This window comes from Billgrantia antri (assembly GCF_017868935.1).
GTDB lineage: Bacteria > Pseudomonadota > Gammaproteobacteria > Pseudomonadales > Halomonadaceae > Halomonas > Halomonas antri.
The window spans coordinates 4,452,123-4,465,574 of sequence record NZ_CP053383.1 but is presented as its reverse complement, the minus strand read 5'-3'; the positions used below and the strand labels follow the sequence as shown (position 1 = coordinate 4,465,574).

10 protein-coding genes are annotated in these 13,452 nt (G+C 66.3%); 8 read left to right on the top strand and 2 right to left on the bottom strand.

Translation table 11 applies throughout. From position 1 onward, the window contains the following. Positions 1 to 126: 126 nt before the first annotated feature. From gbdR to etfB, 7 genes are all read left to right on the top strand, one after another. Positions 127 to 1,278, top strand: coding sequence for a choline metabolism transcriptional regulator GbdR (gene gbdR, locus HNO53_RS20925; protein WP_209478740.1), 1,152 nt, complete (start codon positions 127 to 129; stop codon positions 1,276 to 1,278). Between the two features lie 250 nt (positions 1,279 to 1,528). Continuing rightward, positions 1,529 to 2,506 (top strand): dipeptidase, encoded by a 978-nt coding sequence (locus HNO53_RS20920; protein WP_209474937.1) that lies wholly within the window; start codon positions 1,529 to 1,531, stop codon positions 2,504 to 2,506. Between the two features lie 133 nt (positions 2,507 to 2,639). Further along, the gene (locus tag HNO53_RS20915) at positions 2,640 to 3,185 is read left to right on the top strand and encodes a DUF5943 domain-containing protein (RefSeq protein ID WP_209474935.1); all 546 of its coding nucleotides are present in this window, start codon (positions 2,640 to 2,642) and stop codon (positions 3,183 to 3,185) included. A 10-nt stretch (positions 3,186 to 3,195) separates the two neighbouring features. Continuing rightward, a complete protein-coding gene (gene dgcA / locus HNO53_RS20910) occupies positions 3,196 to 5,268 on the top strand; it encodes a dimethylglycine demethylation protein DgcA (RefSeq protein WP_209474933.1) in 2,073 nt (690 codons plus the stop codon). Between the two features lie 163 nt (positions 5,269 to 5,431). After that, positions 5,432 to 7,399, top strand: coding sequence for a (Fe-S)-binding protein (locus HNO53_RS20905; RefSeq protein WP_209474931.1), 1,968 nt, complete (start codon positions 5,432 to 5,434; stop codon positions 7,397 to 7,399). Further along, the gene (gene etfA / locus HNO53_RS20900; protein ID WP_209474929.1) at positions 7,396 to 8,670 is read left to right on the top strand and encodes an electron transfer flavoprotein subunit alpha; all 1,275 of its coding nucleotides are present in this window, start codon (positions 7,396 to 7,398) and stop codon (positions 8,668 to 8,670) included. The genes HNO53_RS20905 and etfA overlap by 4 nt, the downstream gene beginning before the upstream one ends. Further along, positions 8,660 to 9,493 carry an electron transfer flavoprotein subunit beta gene (gene etfB / locus HNO53_RS20895; RefSeq protein WP_209474927.1) on the top strand — a complete coding sequence of 278 codons (834 nt, stop codon included), beginning with the start codon at positions 8,660 to 8,662 and terminating at the stop codon, positions 9,491 to 9,493. Before etfA ends, etfB begins: the two co-directional genes overlap by 11 nt. 73 nt (positions 9,494 to 9,566) lie before the next feature. Here etfB and HNO53_RS20890 read toward each other — a convergent pair whose 3' ends face one another. Continuing rightward, a complete protein-coding gene (locus tag HNO53_RS20890) occupies positions 9,567 to 10,124 on the bottom strand; it encodes an invasion associated locus B family protein (protein ID WP_242597488.1) in 558 nt (185 codons plus the stop codon). Positions 10,125 to 10,332: 208 nt separating this feature from the next. Beyond that, positions 10,333 to 11,907, bottom strand: coding sequence for a BCCT family transporter (locus HNO53_RS20885; protein WP_209474925.1), 1,575 nt, complete (start codon positions 11,905 to 11,907; stop codon positions 10,333 to 10,335). Positions 11,908 to 12,188: 281 nt separating this feature from the next. Here HNO53_RS20885 and fdhA point away from each other — a divergent pair, with 281 nt between their 5' ends. Continuing rightward, a complete protein-coding gene (gene fdhA, locus HNO53_RS20880; protein WP_209474922.1) occupies positions 12,189 to 13,382 on the top strand; it encodes a formaldehyde dehydrogenase, glutathione-independent in 1,194 nt (397 codons plus the stop codon). The last annotated feature ends 70 nt before the right edge of the window (positions 13,383 to 13,452 follow it).

Sequence of the window (13,452 nt, the reverse complement as noted above, 5' to 3'; positions counted from 1 at the left end):
CGTCTTGGAACATGTCGAAGGCGAGCCTTGCCTGAACACGACACATCGAGACCCTGACACAGCACCCTCACGGGTAAACGTGCCGACAACCATAACGATACGCGGCACCGGAGTACGACTATGGCCATGTCTTCCCAGGCATCATCCGCTTCCCACGCCCCGAGCAAGGAACCGGCGCCCCAGACGCTGGGTTTCCTGCTGCTGGATAACTTCACCCTGTTCTCGCTGGCTTCGGCCATCGAGCCGCTGCGCATGGCCAATCAGTTGGCCGGGCGCGAACTGTACCGCTGGTTCACGCTGAGCATCGACGGTGGCCCGATCTCGGCTAGCGACGGGCTGCGGGTCACGCCCGACGGCGCCATCACCATGCCGCTGGCGCTGGACATGGTCATCGTCTGCGGCGGCGTGGGACCGGCCCGCGCCGTGCAGCGCGAACACGTCAGCTGGCTGCAGTCCCAGGCCCGCCTGTCGCGCCGGCTGGGCGGCATCTGCACCGGCAGTTGGGCGTTGGCCAAGGCGGGGCTGCTGGACGGCTACGAAACCAGCGTGCACTGGGAGTGCCTGGCGGCGATGCGCGAGTCGTTCCCCCGTGCCGTGCTGACCACCCGGCTGTTTTCGATCGACCGGGACCGGGCCACTGCTTCCGGCGGTACTGCGCCGCTGGACATGATGCTGACTCTGATCGGTCGCGAGCATGGACGTGAACTCTCGGCAGGCATCTCCGAGATGTTCATCTGCGAGCGCATGCGCGGCGAGCACGACCACCAGCGGATACCGCTCAAGCATGTGCTCGGTACCACCCAGCCCAAGCTGCTGGAGATCGTCGCGCTGATGGAGGCCAACCTGGAGGAACCTATCGCGCTCGAGGAGCTGGCGACCTACGTCGATGTCTCGCGCCGACAGCTCGAGCGGCTATTCCAGAAGTACCTGAACTGCTCGCCGTCGCGCTACTACCTCAAGCTGCGCCTCACCCGGGCGCGCCAGCTGCTCAAGCAGACCTCGATGTCGATCATCGAGGTCGCCTCGGCCTGCGGCTTCGTCTCCACGCCGCACTTCTCAAAGTGCTACCGTGAGTTTTTCGGTTTGCCGCCGCGGGAGGAGCGCCTGGGCATGAGCCCGCTGCGGCCACCAGTACTGGCCGAGCAGCCGTCCGGCAGCCTGCTGCTGCAGCCGGTCTCCTTCCAGCCGGTGGCGGAGCAGCCGATCTCGGCGGCATTGATGGCGCTCGATAACGCTCGCGGCGAGCCGACCTACGCCAGCGTACGCCTGGACCACTGACGCCCACGACTCGCGGCCGTGTATCGCGAGTCGTCCCTCTCCCGTTCTCGAGAAGCCGGGCTCCCGCTGATGCGGGAGCTCGGCGTTGTGTGCCGGCGTTTCCGCGAGTCGCCACGGGCGAGAGTGTGCCGTTCGTCGCAGTCACGACAGAGATGACGCTTTTGGAATTATTGCCGTCGCTTCCAGAAGTCGAGGCGTGCCTGGCCGGCGCTATGCTGCCATCAGTCAACCCCGACCCGGAGCACGCCTCATGACGCCCCAAGACCTGCACGACGATGCCATCGTCATCGACGGCCTGATCATCGCCAAGTGGAACCGCGAGCTGTTCGAAGACATGCGCCGCGGCGGACTCACCGCCGCCAACTGCACCGTCTCGGTGTGGGAGGGCTTCCAGGCCACCGTCGACAACATCGTCAAATCGAACCAGCTGATGGCCGAGTGCAGCGACCTGGTGCGCCCGGTGCGCACCACCGCTGACATCACCCGGGCCAAGGAAGAGGGCAAGACCGGCATCATCTACGGCTTCCAGAACGCCCACGCCTTCGAGGACCAGATCGGCTACGTCGAGGTCTTCAAGCAGCTCGGCGTCGGCATCGTGCAGATGTGCTACAACACCCAGAACCTGGTGGGCACCGGCTGCTACGAGCGCGACGGCGGTCTGTCCGGGTTCGGCCGCGAGATCGTCGCCGAGATGAACCGCGTCGGCATCATGTGCGACCTCTCCCATGTCGGTTCCAAGACATCCGAGGAGGTCATCCTCGAGTCCAAGAAGCCGGTCTGCTACTCCCACTGCCTGCCGTCCGGTCTCAAGGAGCACCCGCGCAACAAGTCCGACGAGGAGCTGCGCTTCATCGCCGAGCACGGCGGCTTCGTTGGCGTGACCATGTTCACCCCCTTCCTGCGCGCCGGCGTCGACGCCACCGTCGACGACTACGTCGAGGCCATCGAATACGTGATGAACATCGTCGGTGAGGACTCCATCGGCATCGGCACCGACTTCACCCAGGGCCACGGCAAGGACTTCTTCGAGTGGCTGACCCACGACAAGGGTTACGCCCGTCGCCTGACCAGCTTCGGCAAGATCATCAATCCCGAGGGCATTCGCACCATCGGTGAGTTCCCCAACCTGACCGAGGCGCTGCTGCGCCGCGGCTTCAGCGAGACTCAGACACGCAAGATCATGGGCGAAAACTGGGTTCGCATATTGAAGGATGTTTGGGGCGCCTGACGATAGTGGCTGAGTAAGCGAGGAGCGCCGGCCCGAAGACGCGGCTCAACCGGCGATAGGTCAAAGCCCCCTCTCTACGACCTATCCCCGGCGCCGCTCACCTTGCATAACAACGATTTCGAGGAAAAAGACCGTGACCAAGATGGCCCCTGAACTGCCCATCGAGGTGGATAGCGAAACCGGCGTGTGGACCACCGACGCCCTGCCGATGCTCTACGTGCCGCGGCACTTCTTTATCAACAACCACACCGCCGTCGCCGAGGCGCTGGGTGTGGACAAGTATGCCGAGATTCTCTACCGCGCCGGCTACAAGAGCGCCTGGCACTGGTGCGAGAAGGAGGCCGAACTGCACGGCCTGGCAGGCGTCGAGGTGTTCGAGCACTACATGCTACGGCTCTCCCAGCGTGGCTGGGGCAAGTTCGTGACCGAAGAGATCGATCTCGATGCCGGCACCGCCCGCGTGCGCCTGGAGCACAGCGCCTTCGTCTACCAGCTCGGCAAGACGGGGCACAAGGAGGAGTACATGTTCACCGGCTGGTTCGCCGGCGCCATGGATCAGATCCTCGCCGCCCGCGGCAGTAGCCTGCGCACCGTTGCCGAGCAGACCCAGAGCGCCGCCGAGCCCGGCTGCGACGTGGGCATCTTCACCGTCAAGCCGTTGCCCGACGCCCGGGGTTGAGGAGGTTTCCATGGCATTCGACGCGATCTTCGAGCCGATCCAGATCGGTAAGCTGACCATCCGCAACCGCGTGGTCAGCACCGCCCATGCCGAGGTGCATGCCACCGACGGCGGCATGACCACCGAGCGCTACGTGCGTTACTACGAGGAGAAGGCCAAGGGCGGCTGCGGCCTGTGCATCTGCGGCGGCTCCTCGGTGGTCTCCATCGACAGCCCCCAGGGCTGGTGGAGTTCGGTCAACCTCTCCACCGACCGCATCATCCCGCATTTCCAGAACCTGGCCGATGCCGTGCACAAGCACGGCGGCAAGATCATGATCCAGATCACCCACATGGGACGCCGCTCGCGCTGGGACGGCTTCGACTGGCCGACCCTGGTGTCGCCCTCGGGCATCCGTGAGCCGGTGCACCGCTCCACCTGCAAGACCATCGAGGAGGAGGAGATCTGGCGCATCATCGGCGACTTCGCCCAGGCGGCGCGTCGGGCGAAGGAGGGTGGCCTGGACGGCGTCGAGCTCTCCGCCGTGCACCAGCACCTGATCGACCAGTTCTGGAGCCCGCGGGTCAACAAGCGTACCGATCAGTGGGGCGGCAGCTTCGAGAATCGCATGCGCTTCGGCATGGAGGTGCTCAAGGCGGTGCGCGCCGAGGTGGGCGACGACTTCGTCGTCGGCATGCGCATCTGCGGCGACGAGTTCCATCCGGACGGCCTGACCCACGACGACATGAAGCAGATCGCCGCCTACTACGATGCCACCGGGCAGGTGGACTTCTTCGGCGTGATCGGCTCCGGCTGCGATACCCACAACACCCTGGCCAATGTCATTCCCAACATGTCCTACCCGCCGGAGCCGTTCCTGCACCTGGCGGCGGGCATCAAGGAAGTGGTCAGCGTGCCGGTGATCCACGCCCAGAACATCAAGGATCCCAATCAGGCGCAGCGTATCCTCGAAGGCGGCTACGTCGACCTGGTGGGCATGACTCGCGCGCATATCGCCGACCCGCACCTGATCGCCAAGATCAAGATGGGCCAGGTCGATCAGATCAAGCAGTGCGTGGGCGCCAACTACTGCATCGACCGCCAGTACCAGGGCCTCGATGTGCTGTGCATCCAGAACGCCGCGACCTCCCGCGAGTACATGGGCCTGCCGCACATCATCGAGAAGTCCGAGGGGCCCAAGCGCAAGGTGGTGGTGGTCGGAGGTGGCCCCGGCGGCATGGAGGCGGCTCGCGTCGCCGCCGAGCGTGGCCACGACGTGACCCTGTTCGAGGCCGCGGATGCATTGGGAGGGCAGATCACCATCGCCGCCCAGGCGCCGCAGCGCGACCAGATCGCCGGCATCACCCGCTGGTATCAGCTGGAGCTGGCGCGCCTGAACGTCGACCTGCGCCTGGGCACGCGTGCCGACGAGGTGACCCTCGAGGACCTGCGCCCCGACGTGGTGATTCTTGCCACCGGCGGCCAGCCTTTCCTCAGCCAGTTCCCCGAGTGGGGCTACTCCGAGGATCCCGAGGAGAGCCTGGTGGTAAGCACCTGGGACGTGCTCTCGGGCAAGGTAGCGCCGGGCAAGAACGTACTGATCTACGACGCCATCTGCGAGTTCTCCGGCGTCTCGGCGGCGGACTACCTGGCCGACAAGGGTGCCAAGGTCGAGATCGTCACCGACGACATCAAGCCCGGCGCGGCGGTGGGCGGTACCACCTTCCCGACCTACTACCGCAGTCTCTACGAGAAGGAGGTGATCATGACCTCCGACCTGATGCTGCACAAGGTCTACCGCGAGGGCGGCGGCCTGGTAGCGGTGCTCGAGAACGAGTACACCGGCGCCCTGGAAGAGCGGGTGGTCGACCAGGTGGTGGTAGAGAACGGCGTACGCCCGGACGAGGCGCTCTACTATGCGCTCAAGGAGCGTTCGCGCAATCGCGGCCAGGTGGATCTCGAGGCGCTCTACGCCGCCAAGGCGCAGCCCTGCCTCGCCGAGGAAGGCGATGGCTACCTGCTGTTCCGCCTGGGTGACTGCACCGCGCCGCGCAATACGCATGCGGCCATCTATGACGCCCTGCGGCTGTGTAAAGACCTCTGAGTTGGTGAAAGCCACCAACGGCGAGGGGCGCCGGGGGCAGGCCGTCGCGAGGATCATTTGTCATGGATGACAAATGTAGCGCCCAGGGATGGGTTCACAGCGCCCTCGCAGAGGCCTGTCGCCGGGACAGCCCCGTTTTGGTTCTAGAGACGAGGTGAGCACCATGCTCGACACCCTCCTACCGATACTGATCTTCTCCGCCCTGGCGGTGGCCGTGATCGGCGCCGTGCGGCGCGTTCGCCTGTGGCGCCAGGGGCGGCCCGCCAAGGTCGCTCTGCTGCGCGGGCTCGCCGCCATGCCGCGGCGCTATCTAGTGGACCTGCACCACGTGGTGGCGCGCGACAAGGTCATGTCCAATACCCACGTGGCCACTGCCGGCGGCTTCGTCGCGGCGGCCGTGCTGATGATCCTGGTGCATGGCCTGGGATTCGCCAATCCGGTGCTGGGCGGACTACTGCTGGCCGCCAGTGCGCTGATGTTCGTGGGTAGCCTGTTTGTGGCCAGGCGGCGGCGCAACCCGCCGGCGCGGCTCTCCAAGGGACCCTGGATGCGCCTGCCCAAGAGCCTGATGGCTTTCTCGCTGAGCGTGTTCCTGATCACCCTGCCGACGGTGGGCATCCTGCCCGATGGAACGGGCAGCGCGATCCTCGCCCTGGCGCTCTCCGCGGTGCTGGTGTGGGGCCTGGGCGAGATGTTCTTCGGCATGACCTGGGGCGGTCCGATGAAGCACGCCTTCGCCGGCACCCTGCATCTGGCCTTCCATCGCCGCCCCGAGCGCTTCGGTGAGGGCAACCGCTCCACCGGCCTCAAGGCACTGAACCTGGAGGATACCAAGGCCCCGCTCGGCGTCGAGACGCCCAGCGACTTCACCTGGAACCAGCTGCTCGGCTTCGACGCCTGCGTGCAGTGCGGCCGCTGCGAGGCGGTCTGCCCGGCCTTCGCCGCGGGCCAGCCGCTCAACCCCAAGAAGCTGATTCAGGACATGGTCGTCGGCATGGCCGGCGGCAGCGACGCCGCCTATGCAGGCTCCCCCTATCCCGGCAAGCCGGTGGGAGAGCATGCCGGCAGCCCCCATGGGCCTATCGTCGCCCGTGAGGGCAAGGCCCTGGTCGATGCCGAGACGCTGTGGTCGTGCACCACCTGCCGCGCTTGCGTCGAGGAGTGCCCGATGATGATCGAGCACGTCGATGCCATCGTCGACATGCGCCGCTTCTTGACCCTGGAGCATGGCAATACCCCCAACAAGGGGGCCGAGGTGCTCGACAACCTGATCGCTACCGACAATCCGGGTGGCTTCGACCCCGGCTCGCGCATGCATTGGGCGGCCGATCTCAACCTGCCGCTGATGCGTGACCTAGGTCAGGTCGACGTACTGCTGTGGCTCGGCGATGGGGTCTTCGACATGCGCAATCAGCGCACTTTGAGGGCCCTGGTCAAGGTGCTGCGTGCGGCCGGGGTCGACTTCGCCGTGCTCGGTAACGAGGAGCGAGACAGCGGCGACGTGGCACGCCGCCTGGGCGATGAGGCGACATTCCAGTCGCTGGCCAAGCGCAATATCGCGACGCTGTCGCAGTATCGCTTCCAGCGTATCGTCACCTGCGACCCTCACAGCTTCCACGTTCTCGGCAACGAGTACGGCGAGCTGGGCGGCCACTATGCCGTGTCCCATCACAGCACCTACATCGCCGAACTGTATGAGGCGGGGCGGCTGCACTTCGCGCCTTGGAAAGGCGGCTCGGTCACCTATCACGACCCCTGCTACCTGGGTCGCTACAACGGCGAATACGAGGCACCGCGCAACGTACTCAAGGCGCTGGGCATCGACGTGGCCGAGATGCAGCGTTCGGGGTTCCGTTCACGTTGCTGCGGCGGTGGCGGTGGTGCGCCGATCACCGATATTCCCGGCAAGCAGCGGATTCCCGACATGCGCATGAATGACGTCAAGGAGACCGGTGCCGAGCTGGTCGCGGTGGGCTGCCCGCAGTGCACCGCCATGCTCGAGGGGGTGGTCGATGCCACCGCCGAGGTGCGTGACATCGCCGAGCTGGTGGCCGATGCGCTGGTGGAGCGTCCCGCTTCCTCCGGGAGCACCCGTGCCCCGCAGCCTGCCGCCGAGGAGGTGACGCCATGAGCGAGATCATCCGCCGCGATCCGCGTAAGGAGTGGATCGCCCGCAATCGTCTGCATCCCGACCACTTGAGCGTGCTGGCAGAGCTTGGTGAGGGCTCGTCCGCAGCGACGGAGTGGATGGGGCCTAACGGCGTGGTTCGTCGCAACCCCCATGCGGTGGGCTTCATCGGGCCCAACGGCATCAAGCGCATCGACCGCAGCGGTGTCCAGCAGGGCGGCCATGCCGCCACCGGCACGGCAGAAGCGAAGGACAGTCGTCGCCAAGTGACGATCGACGATCCGGCCTTCCTGGTCGCGGTGGTGCCGGACCTGCCCGGCGGGCGGCTCTCCAGCCATGATCGCGACCTGCTGGGTCTGGCGCGACAACTGGCCGATGCCGACGGCGAGCGGCCCGGCGCCGTGCTGGCCGTGATCTTCGGCAGTACCAATGGTGAGGGCTTCAGCGAGGCCGGCATCGATCGGCTGATCGCACTGGACGGCGATGATTTCGACGGCTACGCGCCGGAGGCCCGCCTGGCGGCGCTTGCCGCCGTTGACGGCGAGTTCTCTCCGCGTCACTGGCTATTGCCCGACTCCAAGTTGGGTGGTGCCGAACTGGGGCGGCGGCTGGCGGCTCGCCTGCGGGAGCGCCCTGCTACTGGCGTCTGGCAGCTCGAGCGGGACGACGCCTGTGCCTTGGGCTGGCGCTGTACCGCGCGGGGTGCTGCCGGTACTACCGATATCCAGCGCACCCTGCCGCGCATCGTGCTGGCGCTGGCAGAATGCGCCGAGCCCGTTTCAGAGACCCGTCATGCGGTCCAGGCGTTGGCCTTGTCGCAGTCGCTGCCTCCGCTGCTGGGCCGCATCGACGACCTGGGTCAGGTGGCCGTCGACCCGGCCGGCGTGGCGCTCGCCGAGGCCGAGTTCATCCTCTCCGCTGGCAACGGGGTCAAGGAGTGGGAGGGCTTCCATCAGGCCGCCAAGGTGCTGGGCGCGACCGAGGGTGCCTCGCGGGTGGCGGTCGACGATGGCTTCATGCCACGCGATCGGCAGGTGGGCGCCACCGGCACCTGGGTCACGGCGCGAGTCTACGTGGCGGTAGGCATCAGCGGGGCCATCCAGCACCTGCAGGGTATCCAGAGCTGCGAGAAGGTGGTGGCGATCAACCTCGATCCGGGGTGCGACATGATCAAGCGCGCCGACCTGGCGGTGATCGGTGACTCGGCGAGCATTCTCGCGTCACTGGTCGAGATGGTGCAGAGATTACGAGAGGAGAGGCGCGATGCGGCCTGACACCCATGACACTGCAGCACGCAACAGTGGTGCTCAAGCCAGTGCCGCTCTCGAGGTGGCTGTGCTGGTTTCGGTCGGTCGCCATCCCGTGACCGGCCGCGCCCGGCGTGCCGATCAGGATGCTCGTGGCGTGGAGCTGGCCTTGGCGCTCAGTGAGGCGCGGGTCACGCTGCTGCATGCGGGAAGTCTCGACGAAGAGAGCGAAAGCGCCATGCGCGGCTACCTGGGCATGGGCCTACCGGCCCTGACTCTGGTGGAGCAGCCGCCAGGTGCCGATGTGGTCCCTGCCCTGGCCGACACCCTGAGCGACGCCCAGCCGCAGCTGGTGATCGCCGGCGAGCGTGCCGAGCAGGGGGAGGGTTCCGGCATGTTGCCCTACCTACTGGCTGAGCGCTTGGGTTGGCCGCTGGTCAGTGGCCTGGCGGCGGTGGAGAAGGTCGAGAATGGCGTGGCCACGCTGCTCCAGGCCCTGCCGCGCGGCCAGCGCCGCCGGTTACAGGTGCGCCTGCCGGCGATCGTCAGCGTCGACGCGGCCGCCGCGGCGGCTCGCCAGAGCGCCTTCGGCCCGGCCCGGCGGGGTGAGATCGAGGTCGAGCCCGCTGCAGTCGAGTGGGACGAGGCCCAGGCGGAATGGAGCGTGGCCCCGGCCCGCAAGCGGCCCAAGCGCCTGAAGATCGTCAAGGCGGCCTCGGCCCGGGATCGCTTCAAGGCCGCCGCGGCCAAGGCCGAAGGCGCCGGGGGCCAGGTGTTGACTGACGTTACGCCGGAGCAGGGCGCCGAGGCGATTCTCAAGCTATTGAAGGAAGAGGGCGTGTTGAGGTAGCGGCCGGAAGCGTAACCCGCAACCCGACGAGCCCCGGCGCAATGCCGGGGCTCTCATATGAGAGCTTCTGTATTCAGGGCGAGATGCGGGAGCTGGCGTCGGTGAAGCCCATCAGGGAGATGTCCAGATCGATGCGGTCGCCGCGCGGGCCGAACAGGCTCAGGGTGGCCGTGCTGCCGCTGCGCAATGCCTGCAGCAGGCTGGGTCGAACGGGAAGGTCGGCGCGGCAACCCTGCTGCACGCAGGTCTGGTAGGGGAACTGGACGGGCTCTTCGCTGCCTACCTGGAGCTGCAGGCCCGAGGCGAGATGCACTCCCAGCGGTAGCAGGAAGGTCATCGCCGGGCCGTCGAGTTGCGGCGGATAAGCCATCACGACCTGCATCAGTGGCTGATTACTGTCCGGTTCGTTGACTACCTGGCCCATCGTGCAGATGCCCCCGCCCTCGCTTGGGCAGGTAACCTCCCAATCACGGAATTGCTCGGTGGTGACATCGGCGTCGGCGGCCCCAGGCAAGGCTTGCTGGGCGAAGGCAGGGTGTGCCAGGGCCAGCAGCGACAGTAGGCCGGCCAGGCCCAGGCATCGGGTGAACGGGGTCGACATCAGTGTTACCTCCTCGACTTGGGTGACCATGGGCTCTCGTGCATCCTGTACACACGACAGGGAGGGGCACACTCGCCGCCTCGACGAGGGGCCAGGTAGGAAATCACTACCATGCCTGTTCGTTCCCTCGAGGTCGAGCCCCTTCGTGCCGTCCGGGGAGGTGACATGGCGAGAGGCCCTCAACGCAACGACCCCGGAAAAGGCCGGGGTCGTTGCGTCTGGGGAGTAGAGGTGCGTATCAGGCCAGCTTGGCGGCCACCGCTCCGCGCTGCTCTTCCCTAAGCCCCTTGACCAGGCAGAAGGCCATGCCCAGCAGCACCAGGGTGAAGGGCAGGCCGGTGGCCACGGCACCGGCCTGCAGCGCGCCCAGCGCGGTGCTACCGCCACCGTAGAGCAGGATGCCGGCGATCACGCCTTCCAGCACCGCCCAGAACACGCGCTGACCGCGAGGTGCGTCGGTCTTGCCGCCGGCGGTGATGTTGTCGATCACCAGCGAGCCGGAATCCGACGAGGTGATGAAGAAGATCAACACCAGCAGGATCGCCAGGCTCGAGGTCAGAGTGGTCAGCGGCAGGTGCTCTAGCATCTGGAACATTGCCAGCGAGACGTCGCTGATACCGTCGGCCAGGGCGCCGATGCCGGCGGACGACTGGTCAAGGGCGGTGCCGCCGAAGACGCTCATCCAAACCAGCGTGACCAGGGTCGGCACCACCAGCACGGCGGTGAGGAACTCGCGCACCGTGCGTCCGCGGGAGACCCGTGCGATGAACATGCCGACGAAGGGCGACCAGGAGATCCACCAGGCCCAGTAGAACACCGTCCAGCCGTGGTACCAGGTGGCATCGTCACGACCGATCCAACTGGAGAGCGGCACGATATGGCTGGCATAGGCCAGGGTGGTGTGCCACAGATTGTTGACGAACAGCAGCACGCCGCCGGTCACCAGCACGAAGGTGAGCAGCGCCAGGGCGATCACCATGTTGATGTTGGAGAACAGCTTCACGCCGCCGTCGATGCCACGCCACACCGAGAACAGGGCCACGGCGGTGACCACCACGATGATCGCCAACTGGGTACCGATGGTGTTGGGCACGTCGAACAGATAGTTGAGGCCGCCCGCCGCCTGGGAGGCGCCGAAACCCAGCGAGGTTGCCAGACCGAAGATCGTCGCCAGCACCGCAACGATGTCGATGATATGGCCGAACCAGCCGCGCACTCGCTCGCCGAGGATCGGCGTGAAGGCCGAGCGCAGGGTCAGCGGCAAGCCGCGGTTGTAGGCGAAGAATGCCAGCGATAGTCCCACCACACCGTAGATCGCCCACGGATGCAGGCCCCAGTGGAACATCGTGGCACCGATGGCGGCACTGGCCCCTGCCGGAGTATGCGCTTCGGCATTGAGCGGGGTGCCGTACCAGTCGGTGTAGTAGGCGACCGGCTCGGCTACGCTCCAGAACATCAGGCCGATGCCCATGCCCGCGGCGAACAGCATGGCGAACCAGGAAGTGGTCGAGTATTCCGGCCGGGCCTGGCTGCCGCCCAGGCGAATGCGCCCTACCGGCATGGCGATCAGCGTCAGGCACAGCAGCACGAACAGGTTGCCGGCGATCATGAACAGCCAGTCGAAGTATTCGATCGACCAGCCGCGGGCCGCGGTGAGGTGGCTGTTGGCGGCATCGGGATAGATCAGTGCATAAAGAATGAAGGCCAGGATGGCCAGGGCCGAAAGTGGGAAGACGGGATGGTGGAAATCCATCCCCAGCACCTGGGCATTGTCCTGCCCCGGTTTGAGGATCGGGGCATCGTCATGCTTCATGGGGATTCCTCGGTGATTGTTGTGTGTCTTGCGCTGGGGTGTCGAATGCGATGGCGCACCCGGCCAGATATTGTTGGGTGCATGGGGCAGGGGTGGTGTCGTGAAAGCGACCTGCGGTTATCCGGTGGGGCCCGGGACATGGCGATATCACGCATGGCGGCGTCGCCTCTGCGCATACGAGGTCGTCGAGGGGTGGCGTAGGCTGGCTTGGTGGCGTTTCGCCATCCCCTCGGCATCGGGCTCAGGCCCGGTCAGCCGCATAACAATGTAAGGAGCCAGCCATGAGCCAAGCCAACCGCGGCGTCGTCTACAAGGGCCCGGGTAAGGTCGACGTCGAATCCATCCCCTACCCGGAACTCGCTCTCGGCAATCGCAAATGTGACCACGGTGTGATCCTGAAGGTGGTCACTACCAACATTTGCGGTAGCGACCAGCACATGGTGCGCGGTCGTACCACCGCGCCGTCCGGTCTGGTGCTGGGCCACGAGATCACCGGTCTGGTGGTCGAGTGCGGGCGCGACGTGGAATTCATCAAGCCGGGCGACCTGGTCTCGGTGCCCTTCAACATCGCCTGCGGGCGCTGCCGTAACTGCAAGGAAGGCCGAACCGGTATCTGTCTCAACGTCAACCCGGCACGCCCCGGTGCCGCTTATGGCTACGTCGACATGGGCGGCTGGGTCGGCGGCCAGACGGAATACGTCATGGTGCCCTACGCCGACTTCAACCTGCTGAAATTCCCGGATGCCGACCAGGCGATGGAGAAGATCCGCGACCTGACCCTGCTCTCCGACATCTTCCCCACCGGCTTCCACGGCTGCGTGACGGCCGGCGTCGGGCCGGGCAGCACCGTCTATATCGCCGGTGCCGGTCCGGTGGGCCTGGCGGCGGCGGTATCCGCCCAGCTGTTGGGGGCGGCCTGCGTGATCGTTGGCGACATGATCGAGGAGCGCCTGGCCCAGGCCCGCAGCTTCGGTTGCGAAACCATCGACCTGACCCAGGATGGCGACATGGCCGACAAGATCGAGGCGATCCTCGGCGAGCGTGAAGTCGACGCCTTCGTCGACTGCGTCGGTTTCGAGGCCCATGCCTGCGGCTGCAACCACGGCAAGGAGGCGCCGGCCACCGTACTCAACTCAGCGATGCAGTTGACCCGTGCCGGCGGTCAGATCGGTATTCCCGGTCTCTACGTGACCGAGGATCCAGGCGCCGTCGACGATGCCGCCAAGCAGGGGGCGCTGAGCATGCGCTTCGGCCTGGGCTGGGCCAAGTCCCACTCCTTCCATACCGGGCAGTGTCCGGTCATGAAATACCACCGCCCGCTGATGCAGGCGATCCTGTTCGGCAAGGTCAAGATCGCCGATGCGGTCAACGTACAGATGATCTCGCTGGATCAGGCCCCGCAGGGCTACGCCGACTTCGACGGCGGGGCGGCGAAGAAATTCGTCATCGACCCGCACGGCAGCGTGGCCGCCTAAGGTAAAGAGGGGAACCCGGGCTGGCCGCGCCGCGCCTTGCCGTCGGCGCGGCGAGCCATCCCGGGATGTC

Excerpts from the sequence above, each read along its gene's own strand:
- HNO53_RS20905 (WP_209474931.1), top strand. The coding sequence starts at position 5,432 with ATGCTCGACACCCTCCTACCGATACTGATCTTCTCCGCCCTGGCGGTG.
- fdhA (WP_209474922.1), top strand. The coding sequence starts at position 12,189 with ATGAGCCAAGCCAACCGCGGCGTCGTCTACAAGGGCCCGGGTAAGGTC.
- gbdR (WP_209478740.1), top strand. The coding sequence starts at position 127 with ATGTCTTCCCAGGCATCATCCGCTTCCCACGCCCCGAGCAAGGAACCG.
- HNO53_RS20885 (WP_209474925.1), bottom strand. The coding sequence starts at position 11,907 with ATGAAGCATGACGATGCCCCGATCCTCAAACCGGGGCAGGACAATGCC.
- dgcA (WP_209474933.1), top strand. The coding sequence starts at position 3,196 with ATGGCATTCGACGCGATCTTCGAGCCGATCCAGATCGGTAAGCTGACC.
- HNO53_RS20920 (WP_209474937.1), top strand. The coding sequence starts at position 1,529 with ATGACGCCCCAAGACCTGCACGACGATGCCATCGTCATCGACGGCCTG.
- etfB (WP_209474927.1), top strand. The coding sequence starts at position 8,660 with ATGCGGCCTGACACCCATGACACTGCAGCACGCAACAGTGGTGCTCAA.
- HNO53_RS20890 (WP_242597488.1), bottom strand. The coding sequence starts at position 10,124 with ATGGTCACCCAAGTCGAGGAGGTAACACTGATGTCGACCCCGTTCACC.
- etfA (WP_209474929.1), top strand. The coding sequence starts at position 7,396 with ATGAGCGAGATCATCCGCCGCGATCCGCGTAAGGAGTGGATCGCCCGC.